17 protein-coding genes are annotated in these 23,119 nt (G+C 64.2%); 6 read left to right on the forward strand and 11 right to left on the reverse strand.

The annotated features are described in order from the left end of the window. Positions 1-2: 2 nt before the first annotated feature. Together AWB76_RS33090 and AWB76_RS33095 are read right to left on the reverse strand one after the other, a co-directional pair. Positions 3-1,529 (reverse strand): efflux transporter outer membrane subunit, encoded by a 1,527-nt coding sequence (locus tag AWB76_RS33090; protein WP_061164322.1) that lies wholly within the window; start codon positions 1,527-1,529, stop codon positions 3-5. Positions 1,530-1,604: 75 nt separating this feature from the next. After that, a complete protein-coding gene (locus AWB76_RS33095; protein ID WP_061164323.1) occupies positions 1,605-2,120 on the reverse strand; it encodes a MarR family winged helix-turn-helix transcriptional regulator in 516 nt (171 codons plus the stop codon). A 339-nt stretch (positions 2,121-2,459) separates the two neighbouring features. Here AWB76_RS33095 and typA point away from each other — a divergent pair, with 339 nt between their 5' ends. The 6 genes from typA (at position 2,460) to AWB76_RS33125 (ending at position 12,101) form a co-directional block, all read left to right on the forward strand. Continuing rightward, on the forward strand, positions 2,460-4,286 hold the full coding sequence (gene typA / locus AWB76_RS33100; protein WP_061164324.1) for a translational GTPase TypA: 1,827 nt from the start codon (positions 2,460-2,462) through the stop codon (positions 4,284-4,286). Between the two features lie 333 nt (positions 4,287-4,619). Further along, positions 4,620-7,478, forward strand: coding sequence for a 2-oxoglutarate dehydrogenase E1 component (locus AWB76_RS33105; protein WP_061164325.1), 2,859 nt, complete (start codon positions 4,620-4,622; stop codon positions 7,476-7,478). Between the two features lie 85 nt (positions 7,479-7,563). Continuing rightward, positions 7,564-8,865 (forward strand): 2-oxoglutarate dehydrogenase complex dihydrolipoyllysine-residue succinyltransferase, encoded by a 1,302-nt coding sequence (gene odhB, locus AWB76_RS33110; RefSeq protein WP_061164326.1) that lies wholly within the window; start codon positions 7,564-7,566, stop codon positions 8,863-8,865. Positions 8,866-8,956: 91 nt separating this feature from the next. Next, on the forward strand, positions 8,957-10,387 hold the full coding sequence (gene lpdA / locus AWB76_RS33115; RefSeq protein ID WP_061164327.1) for a dihydrolipoyl dehydrogenase: 1,431 nt from the start codon (positions 8,957-8,959) through the stop codon (positions 10,385-10,387). Between the two features lie 80 nt (positions 10,388-10,467). Next, positions 10,468-11,565: a cell division protein ZapE gene (zapE, locus tag AWB76_RS33120; protein WP_061164328.1), complete on the forward strand. Its 1,098-nt coding sequence runs from the start codon at positions 10,468-10,470 to the stop codon at positions 11,563-11,565. A 143-nt stretch (positions 11,566-11,708) separates the two neighbouring features. Further along, positions 11,709-12,101 (forward strand): transposase, encoded by a 393-nt coding sequence (locus AWB76_RS33125; protein ID WP_061164329.1) that lies wholly within the window; start codon positions 11,709-11,711, stop codon positions 12,099-12,101. A gap of 78 nt (positions 12,102-12,179) precedes the next feature. On the opposite strand, the gene AWB76_RS33130 is transcribed toward AWB76_RS33125, so the two are convergent. The 9 genes from AWB76_RS33130 to AWB76_RS33170 form a co-directional block, all read right to left on the reverse strand. Then, on the reverse strand, positions 12,180-12,644 hold the full coding sequence (locus tag AWB76_RS33130; protein ID WP_061164330.1) for a DUF2147 domain-containing protein: 465 nt from the start codon (positions 12,642-12,644) through the stop codon (positions 12,180-12,182). A gap of 67 nt (positions 12,645-12,711) precedes the next feature. After that, complete coding sequence (surE, locus tag AWB76_RS33135; RefSeq protein ID WP_061164331.1) at positions 12,712-13,500, reverse strand: 5'/3'-nucleotidase SurE; 789 nt, start codon at positions 13,498-13,500, stop codon at positions 12,712-12,714. Positions 13,501-13,594: 94 nt separating this feature from the next. Further along, the gene (locus AWB76_RS33140) at positions 13,595-13,837 is read right to left on the reverse strand and encodes a hypothetical protein (RefSeq protein ID WP_008349248.1); all 243 of its coding nucleotides are present in this window, start codon (positions 13,835-13,837) and stop codon (positions 13,595-13,597) included. Positions 13,838-14,020: 183 nt separating this feature from the next. Then, a complete protein-coding gene (locus tag AWB76_RS33145) occupies positions 14,021-14,893 on the reverse strand; it encodes a DUF1571 domain-containing protein (RefSeq protein WP_061164332.1) in 873 nt (290 codons plus the stop codon). Between the two features lie 18 nt (positions 14,894-14,911). Further along, complete coding sequence (locus tag AWB76_RS33150; RefSeq protein ID WP_061164333.1) at positions 14,912-16,654, reverse strand: AMP-binding protein; 1,743 nt, start codon at positions 16,652-16,654, stop codon at positions 14,912-14,914. A gap of 47 nt (positions 16,655-16,701) precedes the next feature. Next, positions 16,702-17,997 (reverse strand): acetyl-CoA C-acetyltransferase, encoded by a 1,296-nt coding sequence (locus tag AWB76_RS33155; RefSeq protein ID WP_244173550.1) that lies wholly within the window; start codon positions 17,995-17,997, stop codon positions 16,702-16,704. Continuing rightward, positions 17,994-18,899 carry a MaoC/PaaZ C-terminal domain-containing protein gene (locus AWB76_RS33160; protein WP_061164335.1) on the reverse strand — a complete coding sequence of 302 codons (906 nt, stop codon included), beginning with the start codon at positions 18,897-18,899 and terminating at the stop codon, positions 17,994-17,996. Before AWB76_RS33160 ends, AWB76_RS33155 begins: the two co-directional genes overlap by 4 nt. A gap of 13 nt (positions 18,900-18,912) precedes the next feature. Continuing rightward, the gene (locus AWB76_RS33165) at positions 18,913-20,340 is read right to left on the reverse strand and encodes a 3-oxoacyl-ACP reductase (RefSeq protein WP_061164336.1); all 1,428 of its coding nucleotides are present in this window, start codon (positions 20,338-20,340) and stop codon (positions 18,913-18,915) included. A 53-nt stretch (positions 20,341-20,393) separates the two neighbouring features. Further along, positions 20,394-22,889, reverse strand: a complete 2,496-nt coding sequence (locus tag AWB76_RS33170; protein WP_061164340.1) for an acyl-CoA dehydrogenase — start codon at positions 22,887-22,889, stop codon at positions 20,394-20,396. Between the last annotated feature and the right edge of the window lie 230 nt (positions 22,890-23,119).

The following is a 23,119-nucleotide window of genomic DNA, read 5'->3' on the forward strand; positions in this document are numbered from 1 at the left end:
GCTTATTTCGATGGCGTGGCCTGATTCGCCGCCTGCGTGCTCGCCTGATTCTGCCCGCTGCCGTCGATCGCGAGATCGCCGCTCGTCGCGTCGAAGCCGCCGCCGAGCGATTTGATCAGGGCGATCTGCAGATCGGTGCGCTTCAGGCGCAGATTCGTCACGGTCTGCTCGTTGGCGAGACGGTTTTCGTCGGCGTTCAGCACTTGCAGTTGCGGCGAGAGGCCGGCCTTGTAGCGGATCACGGCGAGCTGGTACGCGCTCGATGCCGCCGTGAGCGCGCGCTGGGCGTCGGTCATTTGCTTGTCGAGCGAGCGGATCGCGGAAATATTCGTCGCGACATCGTTCATCGCGTTGATGAGCGTCTGATTGTAGTTCGCGACGTCGCCCTCGAAATCGGCGTAGCGGCCCTTCAACTGGGCGCGCAGCGCGCCGGCGTCGAAGATCGGCAGATGGATCGCCGGACCGGCCTGGATCTGGCGGCTGCTCGCCTGCAGGAAGCGGCTCCAGCCGAACGCGTCGAAGCCGAAGGCCGCCGCGAGGTTGATGTCCGGGAAGAACTCGGCCTTCGCTTCCTTGATGTTGTGCGTCGCGGCTTCCACCTGCCAGCGCGCGGCGACGATATCCGGGCGGCGCGCGATGAGATCGGCGGGCACGTTGTCGGGCAGCGTCACGCTGACATTCGGATCGATCACGGGCTTCGCGATCTTGAGGCCGCGATCCGGGCCTTTGCCGAGCAGCGCCGCGAGCTGATAGCGCACGGTTTCGATCTGGCCGTCGAGCTCCGTCGAATTCGTCTGGCTCGTCGCGACATTGCCTTCCGCCGTTCGACTCTCGACATTGGTATCGAGCCCGGCCGCGACGCGCCCGTTCGTGATGCGCCCGACGTCCTGACGGTTCGCGATCTCGCGCTGCGCGACGTCACGCAGCGCATAGAGCAGCGCGAGCTGGTTGTAGGTGCGCGCGACCGACGCCGCAAGCGTCACGCGCGCCTGCTGCATGTCGGCTTCGGCGGCCTTCTGCTGCGACACCGCCATGTTCAGCCGCGAGCGGTTCTTGCCCCACAGATCCAGTTCCCACGACGCGCTCGCCAGAACATTGTTCTCGCTGTACCACGTGCCGCCGTAGGGCGGCGGGAAGAGGGCGTTGGCCGAATACAGCTCGCGCGTCCACGAATACGATCCGTTCACCTTCGGATAGAGTGCCGAGCGCGACGACTCGATATACGACGACGCCTTCGCGATGCGCGCCTGCGCCTGCGCGATGTTCGGATTGTCGGCGAGCGCCTCGTCGATCAGTTGCGGCAGTTGCGGATCGCCGAACTGCTTCGCCCAGTCGAGCGTGGGCCACTGGCCGCCTTGTCCCGGCACGCTTTGCGTAGCCTCGAAGTTGTCGGGCGCGGCAATCTGCTTGTCGCTCGAAATGCCCGAGTAGTTCGCGCATCCGGCGAGCGCGAGCGCCGCCACCGCAGTGGCCACGGCGCTCTTCAGGCGGCTTTCGCTGCGAAGCGCGGACAGGGAGAGGTGTTTCATATCTCGTCTCTTGAGATGCGAATTAAAGGTGGACCTTGCAATCATTTTGTAGGCTTGCGATCACAAATTTCGTTGTCATCGCAATGAGGTTGCCGGCTTTTCATTGCCGCCGAGCAGCGATACAACGGAAGGATCGCAGGAATTGGCGAGCACGCGCCGAAGCATACTTTTCAGGAAACCGACTTCCTCGGGCGTGAACCCGGTGAGCAGTTTGTCCAGCACGCTCGTGAATATTGCGGGAATCTTCTCGGCCGTGGCGTGCCCGTCGTCCGTCAGTGCGAGATGCACGACGCGGCGATCTTCCTCGCTGCGTACGCGCGAGAGCAGGCCGCGCTTTTGCAGCCGGTCGATGAGACGCGTGACGGCGCTGGCGTCGATGCCATATTCGCGGGCGATATCCGCCGCCGTCAGACATTTGCCGACCGCCAGCATGAACAGGATGCTCGCCTGCGTGCTCGTGATGCCCAGTTCGGACGTGGTGTGTTGCGTGACCATGTTCCACATGGTCGAGCGCACCCGGCTGATCAGGTAGCCGACGCTCTCGGCGAGCACGTAGTCGCCGATCGCCGCGGATTTCGGAGCGTCGCTCATGGAAAAATTATGCGATTGCAATAGTTGACTAGGCAGGATTATAGGTGTGCGTTTCAGGCGCTGCAAGGATCTTTTATGAATATGCTTAACAATCGCCGCCGTATCTTGTGCGTGGTTCCTTGCGGCGCGGCGTCGCGGACTTGCGACGATTGCTGACCCGATTTGCGGGTTGAGTCCTATTGCAAGGTTTGGACATCCGTGCGTGTTATACTCTTCGGTTCTCACCGCGCCGGGCCCGCGTAGTCATGCTTGCATGACGGATCTTGAGGGGGCTGCCGAGCCACGGAGTCTCGCAGTAGAAGAGACTCGCTCCGACGGCGCACAACCAAGACACTTTCTATGACTCGCGCCCTCCGCAATATCGCCATCATTGCCCACGTCGACCACGGCAAGACCACGCTCGTCGACCAGTTGCTCCGCCAGTCGGGCACGTTCCGGGAAAACCAACAGGTCGCCGAGCGGGTCATGGACTCGAACGACATCGAAAAGGAACGTGGCATCACGATCCTGGCGAAGAACTGCGCCGTCGAATACGAAGGCACGCACATCAATATCGTCGATACGCCGGGGCACGCGGACTTCGGCGGTGAAGTCGAGCGCGTGCTCTCGATGGTCGATTCCGTGCTGCTGCTCGTCGACGCCGTCGAAGGCCCGATGCCGCAAACGCGCTTCGTCACGAAGAAGGCGCTCGCGCTCGGCCTCAAGCCGATCGTCGTGATCAACAAGGTGGACCGCCCGGGCGCGCGTATCGACTGGGTGATCAACCAGACGTTCGACCTGTTCGACAAGCTCGGCGCCACCGAAGAGCAGCTCGACTTCCCGGTCGTGTATGCGTCGGGCCTGAACGGTTACGCCGGTCTCGATCCCGAAGTGCGCGAAGGCACGATGCGCCCGCTGTTCGAAGCCATCCTCGAGCACGTTCCCGTGCGTCCGGCCGATCCGGACGGTCCGCTGCAACTTCAGATCACCTCGCTCGACTACAACTCGTACGTCGGCCGTATCGGCGTGGGCCGTGTTGCCCGCGGCCGTATCCGCCCGGGCATGCAAGTGGCCGTGCGTTCGGGTCCGGACGGCGCCATTCTGAACCGCAAGATCAATCAGGTGCTGTCGTTCCACGGCCTCGAGCGCGTGCAGGTTGAAGAGGCGCAGGCCGGCGATATCGTGCTGATCAACGGTATCGAGGAAATCGGCATCGGCGTGACCATCTGCTCGCCGGAAAACCCCGAAGCGCTGCCGATGATCACCGTCGACGAACCCACGCTCACGATGAACTTCCTCGTGAACTCGTCGCCGCTCGCGGGCAAGGAAGGCAAGTTCGTGACGAGCCGCCAGATTCGCGATCGTCTGACGAAGGAACTGAATCACAACGTCGCGCTGCGCGTGAAAGACACCGGCGACGAAACCACGTTCGAAGTGTCGGGCCGTGGCGAGCTGCATCTGACGATTCTCGTCGAAAACATGCGCCGTGAAGGTTACGAGCTGGCCGTGTCGCGTCCGCGCGTGGTGCTGCAGGAAATCGACGGCGTGAAGTGCGAGCCGTACGAAAACCTGACCGTCGATATCGAAGACGGCCACCAGGGCGGCGTGATGGAAGAGCTCGGCCGCCGCAAGGGCGAAATGCTCGACATGACGTCGGACGGCCGTGGCCGCACGCGTCTCGAGTACAAGATTTCGGCGCGCGGTCTGATCGGCTTCCAGAGCGAATTCCTGACGCTCACGCGCGGCACGGGCCTGATGAGCCACACGTTCGATTCGTACGCACCGGTCAAGGAAGGCTCGGTCGGCGAGCGCCGCAACGGCGTGCTGATTTCGCAGGACGACGGCGCCGCAGTCGCCTACGCACTGTGGAAGCTGCAAGATCGCGGCCGCATGTTCGTGTCGCCGGGCGACGCGCTGTATGAAGGCATGATCATCGGCATTCACAGCCGCGACAACGACCTCGTCGTGAACCCGATCAAGGGCAAGCAGCTGACCAACGTGCGCGCATCGGGCACCGACGAAGCCGTGCGTCTCGTCCCGCCGATTTCGCTGTCGCTGGAATACGCGGTCGAGTTCATCGACGACGACGAACTCGTCGAGGTGACGCCGCAGTCGATCCGCCTGCGCAAGCGTCATCTGAAGGAACACGAGCGTCGCCGCGCGAGCCGCGAAGCCAACGCGGAATAAGCTGCGCACGCATCTGTTTCGATCGTAAGAACAAAAGCCGCCTTCGGGCGGCTTTTGTCATTCTGCGATGCCGTGCAAGAGATCCTTGCTTATCTCGGAAAAGCCCGCACATCCTTGTTGGGTAAAGGATGCGAGAGAGAAGCAAGCACAGTGCACATGCGGCGATCCGTCATATGACTATTCGTTCTGTGCTATGCTTCAAAGATTAGCTGTCGCTTTTTAGGTCCTTCCAAGCAGACTTGATTCGCGCAATCCGCTAAACGGTCAGGCCGTGGCGCGGAAGGTTTCTTAACCCGCACTTCCTCGAGAAACTCGAAGAAAGGTGAGCGTAAAATGATGAAGCAATTCCAGTCGAACTCCTATTTGTTCGGCGGTAATGCTCCGTACGTCGAAGAGTTGTACGAGCAATATCTCGATAATCCTGCGTCAGTGCCCGAGACCTGGCGCGCCTACTTCGACGCGTTGCAGAACGTCCCCGCGTCGGACGGCACGACTCACAACGACGTGGCTCACGGCCCCATCGTCGAATCCTTCGCCCAGCGCGCGAAGGCGAACGCCTTCCTGCCGCGCGAAAGCACCGGTGATCTCACCACCGCGCGCAAGCAAGTCTACGTTCAGTCCCTGATCGGCGCGTACCGTTTCCTCGGCACACAATGGGCGAATCTCGATCCGCTCAAGCGCCGCGAGCGTCCGGCCATTCCCGAACTCGAACCCGGCTTCTACGACTTCACCGAAGCCGACATGGATCAGGTGTTCAACGCGAACAACCTGTACTTCGGTTTCGAGCAGGCATCGCTGCGCGACATCGTCAAGGCGTTGCGCGACACGTACTGCGGCACCATCGGCGCCGAATTCATGTACATCAGCGATCCGGAACAGAAGCGCTGGTGGAAGGAGCAGCTCGAGTCGATCCGCTCGACGCCGAACTTCTCGAACGACAAGAAGAAGCACATCCTGAATCGCCTGACGGCCGCCGAAGGCCTCGAGCGTTTCCTGCACACCAAGTACGTCGGCCAGAAGCGCTTCTCGCTGGAAGGCGGCGAGAGCTTCATCGCGTCGATGGACGAAGTCGTGCGTCACGCGGGCAAGAACGGCGTGCAGGAAATCGTCATCGGCATGGCGCACCGTGGGCGTCTGAACGTGCTGGTCAATACGCTCGGCAAGATGCCGGCGGATCTCTTCGCCGAATTCGAAGGCAAGCACGTCGATGACCTGCCGGCCGGCGACGTGAAGTACCACAAGGGCTTCTCGTCGGATGTCGCGACGGAAGGCGGCCCGGTTCACCTGTCGCTCGCGTTCAACCCGTCGCACCTGGAAATCGTGAATCCGGTGGTCGAAGGCTCGGCCAAGGCGCGTATGGATCGCCGCGGCGACGAAGAAGGCCTGCAAGTGCTGCCGGTGCAAGTGCACGGCGACGCGGCTTTCGCGGGCCAGGGCGTCGTGATGGAAACGCTGAACCTCGCGCAGACGCGCGGTTACGGCACGCACGGCACGCTGCACATCGTCATCAACAACCAGATCGGCTTCACGACGTCGGACCCGCGCGATGCGCGCTCGACGCTGTACTGCTCGGACGTCGTCAAGATGATCGAGGCGCCGGTGCTGCACGTGAACGGCGACGATCCCGAAGCCGTCGTGCTGGCGACGCAGCTCGCAATCGACTTCCGCATGAAGTTCCACAAGGACGTGGTCGTCGACATCATCTGCTTCCGAAAGCTGGGTCACAACGAGCAGGACACGCCGGCGGTCACGCAGCCGCTGATGTACAAGACCATCGCGAAGCACCCGGGCACGCGCGCCGTGTATGCGGAAAAGCTCGTGCAGCAAGGCGTGATCACGGCCGAAGACGCGGACAATTTCGTCAAGGAATTCCGTCAGGCGATGGACGAAGGCCATCACACGATCGATCCGGTGCTCTCGAACTACAAGAGCAAGTACGCGGTCGACTGGGTGCCGTTCCTGAACCGCAAGTGGACGGACGCCGCCGACACGGCGGTGCCGCTCGCCGAACTCAAGCGTCTGGCCGAGCGCATCACCACGGTTCCCGAGAACTTCAAGGTTCACCCGCTCGTCGAGCGCGTCATCAACGACCGCCGCGCGATGGGTCTGGGCGAAGCCAAGCTCGACTGGGGCATGGGCGAGCATCTCGCGTTCGCCTCGCTGGTCGCATCGGGCTACGCCGTGCGTCTGACGGGCCAGGACTCGGGGCGCGGCACGTTCACGCACCGTCACGCCGTCCTGCACGATCAGAACCGCGAGCGCTGGAACGACGGCACGTACATTCCGCTGCAGAACATCGCGGAAGGCCAGGCCAAGTTCACGGTGATCGACTCGGTGCTGTCCGAAGAAGCGGTGCTCGGCTTCGAGTACGGCTATTCGACGGCCGAGCCGAACACGTTCGTTGCGTGGGAAGCGCAGTTCGGCGACTTCGTGAACGGCGCGCAGGTCGTGATCGACCAGTTCATCTCGTCGGGCGAAGTGAAATGGGGCCGCGTCTCCGGTCTCACGATGATGCTGCCGCACGGCTACGAAGGTCAGGGTCCGGAGCACTCGTCGGCGCGTATCGAGCGCTTCCTGCAACTGTGCGCGGATCACAACATGCAAGTGGTCCAGCCGACGACGCCGGCGCAGGTCTTCCACCTGCTGCGCCGTCAGATGATCCGCCTGTTCCGCAAGCCGCTCATCATCTTCACGCCGAAGTCGCTGCTGCGTCACAAGGAAGCGGTGTCGGATCTGTCGGAACTCGCGAAGGGTTCGTTCCAGCCGGTCATCGGCGAAACGGACGACGCGATCGAGCCGAAGAAGGTCAAGCGCGTGATCGTGTGCTCGGGCCGTGTCTACTACGACCTCGTCGCGCATCGCCGCGAAGCGAAGAGCAACGACGTCGCGATCGTGCGTATCGAGCAGCTGTATCCGTTTGCGCACAAGCAGTTCGACGCGGAACTCAAGAAGTACGAGAACGCGACCGAAGTGGTCTGGGTGCAGGACGAGCCGCAGAACCAGGGCGCCTGGTTCTACGTTGAGCACCATCTGCGCGAAGGCATGCGCGAAGGCATGAAGCTGGCCTACAGCGGCCGCCCTGCATCGGCATCGCCGGCAGTCGGCTACTACGCGAAGCACTACGAGCAGCAGAAGGTGCTCGTGGAAGGCGCGTTCGGCCGCCTCAAGGGCGCGCAGGTCATCGCGAAGTAAGCATGCTTGATCGAGGCCGGGCGAACGAATGTTCCCCGGTCTCGCAGCTCGTACACACACAGACACGCATCAGGAAAATACAGAAATGGCTATCGTAGAAGTCAAGGTTCCCCAGCTTTCCGAGTCGGTCTCGGAAGCGACCATGCTGCAATGGAAGAAGAAGCCGGGTGAGGCCGTCGCTCAGGACGAAATCCTCATCGAAATCGAAACCGACAAGGTCGTGCTCGAAGTTCCGGCTCCTTCGGCGGGCGTGCTGGCGCAAGTCATCAAGCACGACGGCGATATCGTCACCGCCGACGAACTCATCGCGAAGATCGACACCGAAGCGAAAGCGGGCGAAGCGCCTGCCGCCGTCGCCGCTGCAGGCGACGCCGAAGTGAAGCCCGCGCCGGTCGCGGAAACGGCTGCTGCATCGGCGGCTCCGGCTGCCGCGCAAGCTTCGACGGGCGGCGCAGCATCGCCGGCCGCGACGAAGATTCTCGCCGAGAAGGGCGTGTCGGCCGATCAGGTTTCGGGCTCGGGCCGCGACGGCCGCATCACGAAGGGCGACGCGCTCGCCGCTTCGGCATCGGCTGCTGCGCCTGCGAAGGCCGCTGCACCGGCACCGGCTGCTGCGCCCGCGCGCGCCGCAAAGCCGTCGCTGCCGGCGGTTGCCGCACCGGCATCGGCCGATCAGTGGCTGAAGGACCGTCCGGAACAGCGCGTGCCGATGTCGCGTCTGCGCGCGCGTATCGCCGAGCGTCTGCTCGAATCGCAGCAAACCAACGCCATCCTGACGACGTTCAACGAAGTCAACATGGCGCCGGTCATGGACCTGCGCAACAAGTACAAGGACCGCTTCGAGAAGGAACACGGCGTGAAGCTTGGCTTCATGTCGTTCTTCGTGAAGGCGGCCGTCCACGCGCTGAAGAAGTTCCCGCTCGTGAACGCATCGATCGACGGTAACGACATCGTCTATCACGGCTACTTCGACATCGGTATCGCGGTCGGTTCGCCGCGCGGCCTGGTCGTGCCAATCCTGCGCAACGCAGATCAGATGAGCCTCGCCGACATCGAGAAGAAAATCGCCGAATTCGGCCAGAAGGCCAAGGACGGCAAGCTGTCGATCGAAGAAATGACCGGCGGCACGTTCTCGATCTCGAACGGCGGCGTGTTCGGCTCCATGCTGTCGACGCCGATCATCAACCCGCCGCAGTCCGCGATTCTCGGCGTGCACGCGACGAAGGAACGCGCCGTGGTCGAAAACGGCCAGATCGTGATCCGTCCGATGAACTACCTCGCGCTGTCGTACGACCACCGCATCATCGACGGCCGCGAAGCCGTGCTTTCGCTCGTCGCGATGAAGGATGCGCTGGAAGATCCGGCTCGTCTGCTGCTGGACCTGTAAGAACTAACGTGCCTTCGGGCGCGCGCGATAGGCTCGCGCGCGCCTCGGGAAAGGCGTCTGCGCAAGAGCGCAGTCATGCAAAGGGAAAGTCATGTCCAAGGAATTTGATGTCGTCGTGATCGGCGCGGGCCCCGGCGGCTATATCGCGGCGATTCGCGCAGCGCAGCTCGGCAAGTCGGTTGCGTGTATCGAGAAGTGGAAGAACCCGGCCGGCGCGCTGAAGCTCGGCGGCACGTGCCTGAACGTGGGCTGCATTCCGTCGAAGGCGCTGCTCGCGTCGTCGGAAGAATTCGAGAACGCGTCGAAGCATCTGGCCGATCACGGCATCAGCGTGTCGGACGTGAAGCTCGATGTGTCGAAGATGCTGGCGCGTAAAGACGGCATCGTCGAGAAGATGACGAAGGGCATCGAATTCCTGTTCCGCAAGAACAAGATCACGTGGCTCAAGGGTCATGGCAAGTTCACCGGCAAGAATGCGTCGGGCGTGCAGATCGAAGTGTCGGGCGAAGGCGAGACCGAAGTCGTCACGGCGAAGAACGTGATCATCGCGACGGGTTCGAAGGCGCGTCATCTGCCGAACATTCCGGTCGACAACACGCTGATCGCCGACAACGAAGGCGCGCTGTCGTTCGACTCCGTGCCGAAGAAGCTCGCCGTCATCGGCGCGGGCGTGATCGGTCTGGAACTCGGCTCGGTGTGGCGTCGTCTGGGCGCGGATGTGACCGTGCTTGAAGCGCTGCCGCAATTCCTGGGCGCCGCGGACGAATCGCTCGCGAAGGAAGCCGCGAAGCAGTTCAAGAGGCAGGGTCTCGACATTCACCTCGGCGTGAAGATCGGCGAAGTGAAGACGAGCGCGAACGGCGTGTCGATCGCTTACACGGACAATGCCGGCAACTCGCAGACGCTGGAAGCGGACCGCCTGATCGTGTCGATCGGCCGCGTGCCGAACACCGACAACCTTGGTCTGGAAAGCATCGGCCTGAAGGCGAACGAGCGCGGCTTCATCGACGTGGACGATCACTGCGCGACGAGCATGCCGGGCGTGTACGCAATCGGTGACGTGGTGCGCGGCCCGATGCTCGCGCACAAGGCGGAAGACGAAGGCGTGGCGGTGGCGGAAATCATCGACGGCCAGAAGCCGCACATCGACTACAACTGCGTGCCGTGGGTCATCTACACGGAACCGGAAATCGCGTGGGTCGGCAAGACGGAACAGCAGCTCAAGGCCGAAGGCCGCGAGATCAAGACCGGCCAATTCCCGATGATGGCCAATGGCCGCGCACTGGGCATCGGCCGTGCGGAAGGCTTCGTCAAGATGATCGCGGACGCGAAGACCGACGAAATCCTCGGCGTGCATGTGATCGCAGCGGACGCATCGGATCTGATCGCGGAAGCGGTCGTCGCGATGGAGTTCAAGGCGGCGTCGGAAGATATCGGCCGTATTTGCCATCCGCATCCGTCGCTGTCGGAAGTGATGCGTGAAGCAGCGCTCGCGGTCGATAAGCGCGCGCTGAATATGTAAGCTCGGCTTCGGGCAGCAGAGCATCGCAACGAAGGCGAGCGGATCAAACCGCTCGCCTTCGTCACTTCAAACGGCAGAAGATGAACGTCACCGAATACTACGAAAACGAACTGCGCACACGGGGTTATCAATCGGACGAGGCGCAGCTCGCGGCGGTCGCGCGTCTTCAGCAGTGCTACGAAGAGTGGGTCGCTTACAAGTCGCGCCGCTCGAACGCGCTCAAGAAGTTTCTGGTGCGTCCCGAGTTGCCGCGCGGCGTGTATATGTGGGGCGGCGTCGGGCGCGGCAAGAGCTTCCTGATGGACAGCTTCTATACGGTCGTGCCTGTGCAGCGCAAGACGCGTCTGCATTTTCACGAATTCATGCGCGAAGTGCATCGCGAGCTGGAGGAGCTGAAAGGGCAGGCCGATCCGCTCGACGAACTCGCCAAACGCATCGCGAAGCGCTATCGGCTGATCTGCTTCGACGAGTTCCACGTCTCCGATATCGCCGATGCAATGATCCTGTATCGTCTGCTCGACCGACTCTTCAAGGCCGGCGTGCAGTTCGTGATGACGTCCAACTACCAGCCCGACACGCTGTATCCGGAAGGGCTGCATCGCGATCGTCTTCTGCCTGCGATCGAACTCATCAAGCAGCATCTCGACGTGCTCAACGTCGATGCCGGCACCGATTACCGCAAGCGCACGCTCTCGCAAGTGAAGGCGTATCACACGCCGCTCGGCGCGTCGGCGAGCGAGGCGCTGCGCGCGGACTTCGCAAAACTCGCGGCGGTGCCCGACGAAAGCCCGATCCTGCATATCGAAAAGCGCGAGATCAAGGCGCTGCGCAAAGCGGACGGCGTCGTGTGGTTCGACTTCGCAACGCTGTGCGGCGGCCCGCGATCGCAGAACGACTATCTCGAGCTGGCGAACCGCTTTCACGCGGTGATCCTGTCGGACGTGCCGCAGATGACGCCACGCATGGCGTCCGAAGCGCGCCGCTTCACGTGGCTCATCGACGTGTTCTACGACCACAAGGTGAAGCTGCTGATGTCGGCGGCCGTGCCGGCGGAAGAGCTGTACGTGGAAGGGCCGATGGCCAACGAGTTCGCGCGCACGGTGTCGCGCATCGTCGAAATGCAGTCGAAAGAGTATCTGGAGGCGCCGCGCCGCGTCACCGATATTTCGCTAACCTAATACGAGTATCAAAAATCTGCGGCTAGCCAAACGGCATAAGGCTTTGCGGGCAATTTCAAGATTCGGATCACTCCGATTTGCTGGCTTTCGGGCGCTCGGTATCGTCGATACCGGTTATCAGTCAGTAAATTGGAGAAATTACCGTGAAGCCCTACCGCGACATGTCCGACGAAGAATGGCAGATGGTCGCACCGCTGCTTCCCGAATTGCGTCCGCGTTCGGAACTGCGGGGCCGGCCGCTCGCCAATACCCGCGCCGTGCTCAACGGTGTGCTGTGGGTGATGTACAGCGGCGCGTCGTGGTCCACGCTGCCGCGCAAATACCCGTCTTATCAGACGTGCCACCGGCGCTTCAAGGCGTGGCACGAAACAGGCGTGCTGCTACGCGTGATGACACAGCTGTTCGGCCCGGCCGGCGAATCGCTCTATGCGTTGATGACATCGCGCATGCGCGTGCCGGCGGAGCTCAAGCTCGACATCCCGGATGTGCCCGCCGAAGCCCAGGCGGAAGAAGCACACGAGCGTCACGCCGCGTGATTTAACGAGGCGCGCTCGCGCGGTGAACAAAGCCGGTCGAAGATATTTGTCTTCGACCGGCTTTGTCTTTATCCGGACCTATTGCTGCCGCAGCCAGGTCTGCGAACGCCCCAGCAACGACACGCCCACATACCCGCGCACGACGAGCTTCTGCCCGCCGTCTTCGAGCTTCATCTTGCACTTGTAGAGCTTGCCGCTTTCCGGATCGAGAATCTGGCCGCCGTCCCATGTGTCGCCGTCCTGCCGCATCCCGGTGATGATCGTCATGCCCTTGACGAGCTGATCCTTGCGCTCGTCGGTGCAGGCGGTGCAGCGCCGCTCGGGATGATCGAACTCGCCGATGCCGCGCACGACCTTTCCGGACAACTGGCCGCTGCCGTCGTCGATGATCTGGATGATCGCCTTCGCCTTGCCGCTCTGATCGTCGATGGTCTGCCACGTGCCGACGGGCGTCGCCGCTTGCGCGAACACGCTCGCGACGAACGTGGCGCACAGCGCGCCGAGCATCATGCGCGCGCCGCGCGAGCCGATGAAACGGGTCATGTCTCCTCCTTGTCGTGAACGACCGAGCATACGAGAAAGCGATCGTTCCCGTCTGCGAAGAATCGTTCTAGACCTGCGGATTCAGACCCGCTTCGAGCGTGGCGAAGGTGCGCTCGTCGGTGCGGTCGAAATGCAGCGGCGTGACCGACACGCGCCCGGAGCCGACCACTGCCGTTTCGCTATCGGGCGAATTCGGGCGCGGGCCGCGCTGAAAGCGCAGCCAGTGATAGTCGATGCCACGCGGATCGACGAGCGGCAGCACATCGATGCCTTCCACGAGCCCGACGCCTTGCCGCGTCACGGTCAGCGGACCGGCGGCGGACGCGTCGCAATCGGGGAAGTTGACGTTCAGGCACGTGGGCGCGTCGTGGGAAATCGCGAGCAATTGTCGGATCACGCCCGGCGCCAGCGCGCGCGCCGTATCCCAGCGCACGTTCTCGCGGTCGGTGAAGGCCTGGCTGAGCGCGATCGACGGCAGGCCGAGCAGCAGGCCCGTCATCGCCGCGCCGACGGTGCCGGAGAACATCGTTTCGACGCCGAGATTCGCGCCACGGTTGATGCCGGATAGCACCAATGTGGGCGGCGCGTCTTTCATGATGTGGCGCGCGCCCATCACGACGCAGTCGCCGGGCGTGCCCTGCACGCCGAAGCGCCGCTCGCCCTGACGCGAGATGCGCAGCGGCGAATGCAGGCTGATGGAATGCGACGTGCCGCTCTGATCGTGCTCGGGCGCGATGACCCAGACTTCGTGCGCGAGTTCGGCGGCGACCGCTTCGAGCACGGCGAGGCCGGGCGCGTCGATGCCGTCGTCGTTGGTGATGAGCACGCGTTGCACGATGGGTGAGAGGGCGGACATCGCGAATCACTCCTGGGTCGATGATGAAAAGTATCGACCGATTATTACAGAGTTCGCGTTTCCGGGCGTCCGCGGCCCGTGTCGCTATGAAGTCTTATTTGACGCCGAGGCCGCGCAGCACCGCGTTGCCGTCTTCGGTCAGACGCACTTTCGGCGTGCCGGCATCCGGCGACACGATTTCGACATAGCCGTATTCCTGCAGCGAGGCGACATCGGGGGTGGCCGCCATCACGTCGATGGGCGCGTGCATCAGCAACAGCAGCGTCGCGATCTCGTGGTGGCTCAGAAGCTTTTTGATGGCTCGCACGGGGGCGGAAGCCGGACGGCGGAGGTTCATGAACGATGTCCTCAAATGTGCATGACGATGTGCAGCGCTTTCGGCTCGACGCCTCGCGCGGACCTTGATGTCGATGGAGTGCGGGCAGGTTATCGGCCGACTCTTAGGCGAAACTTAAAATGCGCGCCGCGCGGTGCGGCCAGTTGTTACACCCGATGTCATGAACTCAGCGCCCGTTTCAAATCAGAAGCGATAGTCGGGATTTTTCGGGTCGAACGTCAGGTCGTCGAAGGGTTTCGTCTCGACGCGCTCGAACACGACGCTTTCGAACAGATCGCCGTCGTTGTCGTACGACTCCAGCGTGCGGAAAAACGGCCGCTCGAGGTCGAGGCCCAGCACTTCCTTCTTCGCGTAGAACGTGGGCTGCCCTTCGGCCGTCTCGTACGTGAGCGCGACCACGCGCATGCCGTCGACGGTTTTCACGTCGATGCTCGTCGGCTTCGTGATGCCCGCTTCGGCGAACTTGCGCCCTTCGTCGATGAAGCGCTGCGTGATCGCATCGATGCCGAGCTCGCGGATCGAATGATTCGACTGCGCGCGGGCAAGCGAGCCGTTCACCGACGCCCACATCGGCACGACGCCCAGAAAGCCGCCCAGATGACCATAGAGCTGATCGGGACGCTTGGAATCGTCGTAGATGACTTCCTGGCCCGCGTGCGCGCCATCGGGCAGCCATTTCGCGTAGATGCGCAGCGGCTCGCGCGTGACGCGCACGAGCATGTGATCCGCGCGCTTCGGCCACTTGCCCTTGATGCGCTCGCGCCGGTGCATCGTGAACTCGTACGAAGCGAAATCGCGCAGCCCGTCTTGCAGATAGCGCGGCAGCGTGCGCGCGTCGAGCGAGCGGAAGAGGGCGACGAGTTGCGCGTCGTCGAGTGTCGCGAGCGCGCCGCTTGCCGCCGATTGCGACAGCCATTGCACCTGCTGCTCGACGCCCAGATTGCCGATGCGCGCGGCTTCGTCCGGGACGTCGGCGTGCGTCCACACCGGCGCGATCGCGAGCGCGAGGCACAGGAGGCTCGCACGAGCGAACCGCAAGTCGAACGTGCGCGGCATGTGTCTCTCCGACGAAAGTCAGTCCAGGGGTTTCGATCCGGCATCGCGCAAATCGCGCCTGAGCACCTTGCCGATGGACGTGAGCGGCAGCACGTCGCGAAACTCGACATAGGAAGGCACCTTGTAGCCGGTCAGGTGTAAACGGGCGAACTTCAGCAGTTCTTCCACGGTGAGCGTGTCGTCGCGACGCACGACGAACGCCTTCACGCGCTCGCCCGTCACCGGATCGGACACGCCGACCGCCGCGACCGCGCGCACTTTCGGATGCGCGGCGAGCACCTCTTCGATCTCGTTCGGATACACGTTGAAGCCCGACACGATCATCATGTCCTTCTTGCGGTCGATGAGCCGGATGATCCCGCGCGCATTCATCACGCCGATGTCGCCTGTCGCGAGCCAGCCGTGCGCGTCGATGGCTTTCGCCGTGTCGTCGGGACGGTTCCAGTAGCCTTTCATCACTTGCGGGCCCTGCACGCAAAGCTCGCCCGGTTCGTCGATGTTCGCCCACGCGCCGTCGTCGCGACGCAGACGCACGAGTGTCGACGGCACCGGCACGCCGATGGTTCCATCGAAAGCGCTATCGCCGTGCGTATCGAGCGGCGTCGCGGCGACGAGCGGCGAACATTCGGTGAGGCCGTAGCCTTCTACGAGTGTCACGCCCGTCATCGCCCGGAAGCGCTCGGCGATCACGCGCTGCGTCGCCATGCCGCCCGCCATCGCGAGCTTGAGCGCGGAGAAGTCGCGCTGGCGGAAGGCGTCGTTGTCCATGAGCGCGCTGTAGAGCGTGTTGAGCGCGGTGATCGCCGTGAAGTTTTCGTGACGCAGCGCGCGCACGAGGCCGCCGATATCGCGCGGATTGACGATCAGCACATTGCGCGCGCCGATCGCGAGAAACGCGAGCGCGTTCACCGTGAGCGAGTAAATGTGATAAAGCGGCAACGGCGTGACGATGGTCTCTTCGCCATCGACGAGCCGCGCGCCCGCCCACGCGAGCGCCTGCAGCAGATTGGCGATGACGTTGCGATGCGTGAGCATCGCGCCTTTCGCGACGCCTGTCGTGCCGCCGGTGTACTGAATGAACGCGATATCGCCATGTCCGACGCGCACCGGCTCGAACTTGCGCCGTGCGCCGCGCGCGAGCGCCTGCGGCAGACGCACGGCATCGGGCAGCGCATAAGCGGGCACCTGCTTCTTCACGTGACGCAGGAACAGATCGATCGCGCGGCCTTTCACGTTGAGTCCGTGGCCGAGCAGATCGCCGAGCCCGGTCACGACGATGTTCCTCACGCGCGTTCCCGGCTGCGCGTCCTGCACGGTCTTCGCGAAGTTCTCGAACACGACGACCGTTTGCGCGCCGCTATCCTTGAGCTGATGGCCGAGCTCGCGCACGGTATAGAGCGGATTCACGTTGACGACGATCGCGCCCGCGAGCAGCGTGCCGAACAGCGTGACGGGATAGACGAGCGTATTGGGCATCATCAGCGCGACGCGATCGCCGGGCTTCACGCCGATGCTCTGCAGGTACGCCGCGAATGCATGCGCCTTCTCGCCGAGCGTTGCGAACTTCAGTTCCGAGCCGAGACTCACGAAGGCGACGTGATCGCGAAAGCGCTCGACGCATGCGTCGAAGAAATGCGCGAGCGAGCGATAACGCGAAGGATCGATCTCGCGCGCGACCTCCGGCGGATACGACGCAAACCAGATGCCGTCCGTCGCGTGCGGCTCCGGCGTCCCACGCGGCGCTGCCTGTCCCGGGCTCATGGGGTGTCTCCGTCGGCTTATATTTTTTGCGTCGATGTTTCTTGCGGCTACCGCTCCAGTATCGCGACGACGCCTTGGCCGCCCGCCGCGCAGATCGAGATCAGTCCGCGCAGCGGCTTGCCGTCGCTGCGTGCGGGCGCGTTCGCGAGCATCTTCGCGAGCGTGCCGACGATGCGTCCGCCCGTCGCCGCGAACGGATGGCCCGCCGCGAGCGAACTGCCGTTCACGTTCAGACGCGCGCGGTCGATCGAACCGAGCGGTCCGTCGAGGCCGAGCGCGGTGCGGCAGTATTCGTCGTCTTCCCACGCGGCGAGCGTGCACAGAACCTGCGCCGCGAATGCTTCGTGGATCTCGTAGAAATCGAAGTCCTGCAGCGCGAGTTGCGCGCGCGCGAGCATCGATGGAACCGCGTAGGCGGGCGCCATCAGCAGGCCCTCGCGCTTGTCGAAGAAATCGACGGCGGCGGTCGCGGAGAACGTCAAATACGCCTGCACCGGCAAGCCGCGCTCGGCCGCCCATTGTTCCGACGCGAGCAGCACGGCCGATGCGCCATCGGTGAGCGGCGTCGAGTTGCCCGCGGTGAGCGTGCCCGCGTCGCGATCGAAGACGGGCGTCAACGCCGACAACTGATCGAGCGATACATCGGGACGCAGGGTGTTGTCGCGCGCGAGACCTTTGTACGGCGTCATCAGATCGTTGAAGAAGCCGCGCCCGTACGCCGCCGCGAGCTTGCGATGACTCTCCTGCGCGAGCGCGTCCTGCGCCTCGCGCGCGATCTTCCAGCGTTTGGCCATCAGTTCGCAGTGCTCGCCCATCGAAAGGCCGGTGCGCGGCTCGGCATTGCGCGGCAAAAGCGGCTTGAAGAACATGCCGGGCCGCAGCTTCGCGAGCGCGCCGACGCGCTGCTTCGCCGAACGTCCGCGATTCGCTTCGAGCAGGATCTTGCGCATGCGCTCGTTCACGGCGATGGGCGCGTCGGACGCCGTATCCACGCCGCCCGCGATGCCCACGTCGATCTGCCCGAGCGCGATCTTGTTCGCGACGAGAATCGCCGTTTCAAGGCCGGTGCCGCACGCCTGCTGCACGTCGTAGGCGGGCGTTTCTCTCGCGAGCGTGGTGGACAGCGCGGCTTCGCGCGTCAGATTGAAGTCGCGCGAATGCTTGACGACCGCGCCCGCCGCGACTTCGCCGAGGCGCATGCCGTGCAGATCGAAACGATCGACGAGCCCTTGCAGCGTGAAACTCAGCATGTCCTGATTCGACGCGCTCGCGTACGCCGTGTTCGAGCGCGCGAACGGAATGCGGTTGCTGCCGATGATCGCGACACGACGCGCTTCGCTCATGGCAGCTCCCATTCGAAATGGCCACGCAGATGCGGCCGGTCGCCGGCGAGATCGCGCACTTCGAAATCGCGCGCGGCGGGCGAGGGCGCGGCGGTCCACAACGTCGCGTCGCCGGGAATGTAGAGCGGCGTCTTGAAGTCGCCGCGCGCGTGCCCGGACGCGAGCGCCTTCACCGGATGCAACGCCGCGAGCGTGCGCGCGAGCGTCCACATGCCGTGCGCGATCGCGCGCGGAAAGCCGAACGCTTTCGCGGTCAGCATGTGCAGATGGATCGGATTGAAGTCGCCCGATGCCTTCGCGTAGTCGCGCCCGAGTTGCGGCGGAAGCTGCCAGCGCGCTTCGCGTGCGAGGAGCGGAACGCGCGCATCGTCGGCAGGGGCTATTTCGATGACGGGCGCCGCGCTCTCGCTGCGCACGCCGCGCTTCAGATACACGCTGTCGCCGTCCCACACCGCTTCGCCGCGCCGGTAGATGCGCGTATGCAGCGCGAACGCCTGACCTTTCTGATGCGGCATGAGCGGCCCGCATTCCACTTCGATGCGCAACGCCTGGCCCGCCGCGATCGGACGGCGCAGCCGCACGCTGTTCGACAGATGCACGACGCCGAGCGCGGACCACGGAAACGACGGATCGGTGAGCATCATCAGATGCAGGGGAAACGCGAGCACGTGCGGGAACGTGAGCGGCACGCCATGCTCGGGGATGAAGCCGCACACGCGCGCATAGCGGCCGACCTGCTCGGCGTCGAGTTTCACATTCGGGCGCACGAGCCTGAGCGCGGGCAGTTCGGGCGAGCGCGCGCGCCTGAAGAGCGCGGGCAGCGCGCGGCCATAGAGCTTCGCGGGCGGCGGCAAGGTATCGATGACGACGGTGCGGGCGCGCTGCAAGGTCGGTGCGTGCATGCGTGTCGTCTCCTCACGCACCGATCAGGCTCTGGCCGCACACGCGCACCACATTGCCCGTGATGCCGGCGCTGCCCGGACTCGCGAGCCATGCGACGGTCTCGGCGACATCGACGGGCAAGCCGCCTTGCCCCATCGAATTGAGCCGTCTGCCGGCTTCGCGCACGCCGAAGGGCATGCGCGCGGTCATATGCGTTTCGATGAAGCCCGGCGCGACCGCGTTGATCGTGATGTCGCGGGCACGCAGCAAGGGCGCCATCGCGTGCACGCGGCCGATCACGCCGGCCTTCGACGTCGCGTAGTTGGTTTGCCCGCGATTGCCCGCGATGCCGCTGATCGACGACACCGCGACGATGCGCCCGCCCGCGCGCAGCACGTTCTGCGCGAGCAGCACGTCGTCGATGCGTTCCTGCGCCAGCAGATTGACGTCGATCACGCTGTCCCACATGTCGCCGGTCATGCGCGCGATGGTCTTGTCGCGCGTGATGCCCGCGTTGTGCACGACGATATCGACGCCGCCCGATGCAGCGAGCGCCGCCGCGATCTCTGCGCCCGCTTCGGGCAACGCGATATCCGCGACGAGCGCCGCATGCGCGCCCGCTGACGGCGACGCGTCCTCGATTGCGAGCATGGTCTGATCGAGCGCATCGCGCGCGGCGTCGATGTCGAGCCCGGTGACGATCGCGCCGTGCTCCGCGAGCACCGCCGCAATCGATGCGCCGATGCCGCGCGCCGCGCCCGTCACGAGCGCGCGCTTGCCTGCAAGCGGTTTCGCCCAGCTTTGCGGCGCGGCGGAAGGCGCGTCGATGCTCACGACCTGGCCGGAGACATAGGCCGAACGCGGCGAAAGGAAAAAGCGCAACGCCGACTCGACATCCGCGCCATCGGCCACGCGCAGCAGATTCGACGTGATGCCGTTGCGCGCTTCCTTGCCGAGCGAGCGGACCATGCCTTCGAGCGCGTGCTGCGCGGTCGCGGCGGGCACGCTGGCGCGCGTGGCGGGCGACCGCCCGATGACCACGATGCGCCCGTTTTTCGCGAGCGAGCGCAGCGCGTCATGGAAGAACGCGTAGAGCGAATGAAGCTGGCCGCTTTCGTCGATGCCGCTCGCATCGAAGATCAGCGCTTCGACGCGGTCGCTCGCGGAGGCGTCGCGCGCGCGGGGCTCGAAGCGGCCGCTCATCGCGCCGTGCCGGGCGGCGACCTGCAGCCAGCCGGACGCGCTTTCGTGCGCGATGCTCGTCATGCCGATGGCGGACAGCACGCCCATGAGGTCATCGAAGAGCGCGGGCGACGGCCCCGCACCGATCGCGGCCATGCCCCCGAATTCGGCATGATCCGCGCGATAGCGGCGCAAACCCTCGGGACGCGGCAGGCCGAGCGAGCGTGCGATGCTCGTGCCGAAGGGCGAACTGACGAAGTCGAGATAGCGGTCTTTCATCGATTGGCGATCGTCGTCGGGCGCGCGTGGCGTTGACTCGGAGCCCGCATGCTTCAGGCGATGGCTTCGGGCACTTGCCGCGCGAGCGCCGCGCTGCGCTTTTGCAATGCTTCGAGGATACCGAAGTCTGCGGAAAAATCATCGACTTTCACGGCTTCGCGCGCATGAGCCGCCCATTCGGTCAGGAGCGCGCGCTCGGTTTCGTCGATGAGACCGCGCTCGAGCGCCTTTCGCGTCCACGCTTCCATCTCTTGCGGGCTTTGCGGCAGCGGGGCGGTCTGGCCCGTCTTGACGGCATCGCGCAGACGCGCTTCCAGTGCCGCGACGGCGGGCGTGAGCGCGAGCAGCTTCTCGCCGACCGCGATCGGATCGGTTTCAGATGCCGAAACGTGCGAGCCCGCGACGAGTCGGTTGCGCGCGTCGCCGGGCGTTTGCATGAGCATCGCGATTTCGTTGCCGAGGGCATCGGCGCTCTGTGCGTGCGGCACGCCGAACGGGAACGCGACGACACGCAGAAACGCCGCCGCCGCGCGGTTCGGATAGTTCGCCAGCAAACCTTCGAACGCGGTTCGCGCCCGATGAAGCGCGTCTTCGGCGCCCCAGCGCACGAGCGGCAAGTCGGTTTCGGGACGGCCGTCGTCCTCGAAACGCTTGAGCGTCGCGGAGAGCAGATACAACTGCGAAAGGATGTCGCCGAGCCGAGCCGAAAGACGCTCGCGGCGTTTGAGTTCGCCGCCGAGCGCGAGCATCGAGACATCGGCAAACAAGGCGAAGGCGCTCGACAGGCGCGTGGCGGCGCGATAGTACGGCAGAAGACGCGCATCGGCGTGCGCCGGTTTTGCGATGAATACGCCGCCGCCGCATGCGTAGACGAAGCTGCGCATCGCGTTCGATGCGAGAAAGCTCGCGTGGCCGAAGAACGCGTCGTCGAATGCGCGCAGATCGTTGTCGCGCGTCGCGGCCATTTCCTTCAGCACATAGGGATGACAGCGGATCGCGCCCTGCCCGAAGATGATGAGGCTGCGCGTGAGGATGTTCGCGCCTTCGACGGTGATCGAGATCGGCATCTGCTGATACGCGCGCGCCAGAAAGTTCGACGGCCCCATGCAGATGCCCTTGCCGGCGACCACATCCATGCCGTCGTTGATGACGTTGCGCGTGCGTTCCGTGATGTGATACTTCGCGATCGCCGAAATGACCGAAGGCTTCTCGCCGAGATCGACGGCCTGCGCGGACAGGCGCCGCGCCGCGTCCATCACGTACAGATTGCCGCCCATGCGCCCGAGCGCTTCCTGTATGCCTTCGAAGCGCCCGATCGACGTGCGGAACTGGCGGCGCGCGGCCGCGTACGCGCTCGTGCCACGCACGGCGAGCTTCGACATGCCGACATTCGATGACGGCAGCGAGATCGCGCGCCCGGCGGCGAGGCATTCCATCAGCATGCGCCAGCCGTTGCCGACCTGCGCGCGTCCGCCGATGACCCAGTCCATCGGGATGAACACGTCCTTGCCCCCGTTCGGGCCGTTCTGGAACACGGCGTTGAGCGGCCAGTGCCGCCGCCCGATGTTCACGCCGGGATGACGCGTCGGAATGAGTGCGCAGGTGATGCCGGGTGCGTCGTCGCCGCCGAGCAGATGGTCGGGATCGAGCGCGCGAAAGGCGAGGCCGAGCACGGTCGCGATCGGCCCGAGCGTGATGTAGCGCTTCTCCCATGTGACGCGAAAGCCAAGCGTTTCGCGGCCCTCGTACACACCGCGGCAAACGATGCCGATATCCGGAATCGACGCGGCATCCGATCCGGCGTAAGGGCTCGTGAGCGCGAAGCACGGAATCTCGTCGCCGCGCGCGAGACGCGGCAGATAGTGGTCCTTCTGTTCCTCGGTGCCGTAGTGCAGCAGCAGTTCGGCGGGGCCGAGCGAGTTCGGCACCATCACCGAAACGGCCGCCGCCGACGAATGCGTCGCGAGTTTCATGATGACCTGCGAATGCGCATACGCGGAGAAGGCTTTTCCGCCGTATCGCTTCGGAATGATCATGCCGAGAAAACCCTGTTCCTTGATGTAAGTCCACGCTTGCGGCGAAAGGTCTTGCCAGACGGCGGTCGTGTCCCAGTCGTTGGACAGCTCGCACAGGCGCGTGCATTGATCGTCGATGAAACTTTGCTCTTCCTGCGTCAGCGTCGGCGCACCGTGCGCGATCAGGGTGTCCCATTGCGGGCGGCCCGAGAAGAGTTCGGCGTCCCACCAGACGGTGCCGGCTTCGATGGCGTCACGCTCCGTCGACGACATTTCCGGCAGGATCGTGCGAAACACGGTGAGCACGCGGCGACTGACGAGCGCGCGGCGCAGCGGCTTGAGCGTCACGACGAGCGCGGGAACCAGCAACACGATGACGAGCAGCGTAACGCCCAAGGTGCCCGTCGCGCGGATCAGCGGGCCGGCGGCCACCCAGATCGTCATCCCGATGAGCCACGCGAGCGCGGGCGCATGCCGGAACGCGAGCGCGCCTGTAAGCAGAAAGAAAACGATGAGATAACAAGCGATGAGCATCACGGTTTCCGACAAGCGCCAGTATTGCTAATCGAAAAGCAGGGGACGTGCCCCCGGGTTAGGGTTATCTCTCTAATCGCACTTGCACATCTTGCGGGGCAAATACAGTCGTGAAACGATCAAGATTATTCCAAATACTCAGGAGACGCTTAACAGGCCGCTGAAATACACTCGAGCTGAAGCGGCCTCGCTCCAATCACAAGGCTTTCGCCGCGAGGTTTTCGCATTGT

Source organism: Caballeronia temeraria, from assembly GCF_001544795.2.
GTDB classification, from domain to species: domain Bacteria; phylum Pseudomonadota; class Gammaproteobacteria; order Burkholderiales; family Burkholderiaceae; genus Caballeronia; species Caballeronia temeraria.

What these genes read in the sequence shown, in the direction of transcription:
- AWB76_RS33165 (WP_061164336.1), bottom strand. Translation starts at nt 20,340, where the DNA reads ATGAAAGACCGCTATCTCGACTTCGTCAGTTCGCCCTTCGGCACGAGC.
- AWB76_RS33105 (WP_061164325.1), top strand. Translation starts at nt 4,620, where the DNA reads ATGATGAAGCAATTCCAGTCGAACTCCTATTTGTTCGGCGGTAATGCT.
- AWB76_RS33160 (WP_061164335.1), bottom strand. Translation starts at nt 18,899, where the DNA reads ATGCACGCACCGACCTTGCAGCGCGCCCGCACCGTCGTCATCGATACC.
- lpdA (WP_061164327.1), top strand. Translation starts at nt 8,957, where the DNA reads ATGTCCAAGGAATTTGATGTCGTCGTGATCGGCGCGGGCCCCGGCGGC.
- AWB76_RS33145 (WP_061164332.1), bottom strand. Translation starts at nt 14,893, where the DNA reads ATGCCGCGCACGTTCGACTTGCGGTTCGCTCGTGCGAGCCTCCTGTGC.
- AWB76_RS33095 (WP_061164323.1), bottom strand. Translation starts at nt 2,120, where the DNA reads ATGAGCGACGCTCCGAAATCCGCGGCGATCGGCGACTACGTGCTCGCC.
- zapE (WP_061164328.1), top strand. Translation starts at nt 10,468, where the DNA reads ATGAACGTCACCGAATACTACGAAAACGAACTGCGCACACGGGGTTAT.
- AWB76_RS33090 (WP_061164322.1), bottom strand. Translation starts at nt 1,529, where the DNA reads ATGAAACACCTCTCCCTGTCCGCGCTTCGCAGCGAAAGCCGCCTGAAG.
- typA (WP_061164324.1), top strand. Translation starts at nt 2,460, where the DNA reads ATGACTCGCGCCCTCCGCAATATCGCCATCATTGCCCACGTCGACCAC.
- AWB76_RS33170 (WP_061164340.1), bottom strand. Translation starts at nt 22,889, where the DNA reads ATGCTCATCGCTTGTTATCTCATCGTTTTCTTTCTGCTTACAGGCGCG.
- surE (WP_061164331.1), bottom strand. Translation starts at nt 13,500, where the DNA reads ATGTCCGCCCTCTCACCCATCGTGCAACGCGTGCTCATCACCAACGAC.
- AWB76_RS33150 (WP_061164333.1), bottom strand. Translation starts at nt 16,654, where the DNA reads ATGAGCCCGGGACAGGCAGCGCCGCGTGGGACGCCGGAGCCGCACGCG.
- AWB76_RS33155 (WP_244173550.1), bottom strand. Translation starts at nt 17,997, where the DNA reads ATGAGCGAAGCGCGTCGTGTCGCGATCATCGGCAGCAACCGCATTCCG.
- odhB (WP_061164326.1), top strand. Translation starts at nt 7,564, where the DNA reads ATGGCTATCGTAGAAGTCAAGGTTCCCCAGCTTTCCGAGTCGGTCTCG.
- AWB76_RS33140 (WP_008349248.1), bottom strand. Translation starts at nt 13,837, where the DNA reads ATGAACCTCCGCCGTCCGGCTTCCGCCCCCGTGCGAGCCATCAAAAAG.
- AWB76_RS33130 (WP_061164330.1), bottom strand. Translation starts at nt 12,644, where the DNA reads ATGACCCGTTTCATCGGCTCGCGCGGCGCGCGCATGATGCTCGGCGCG.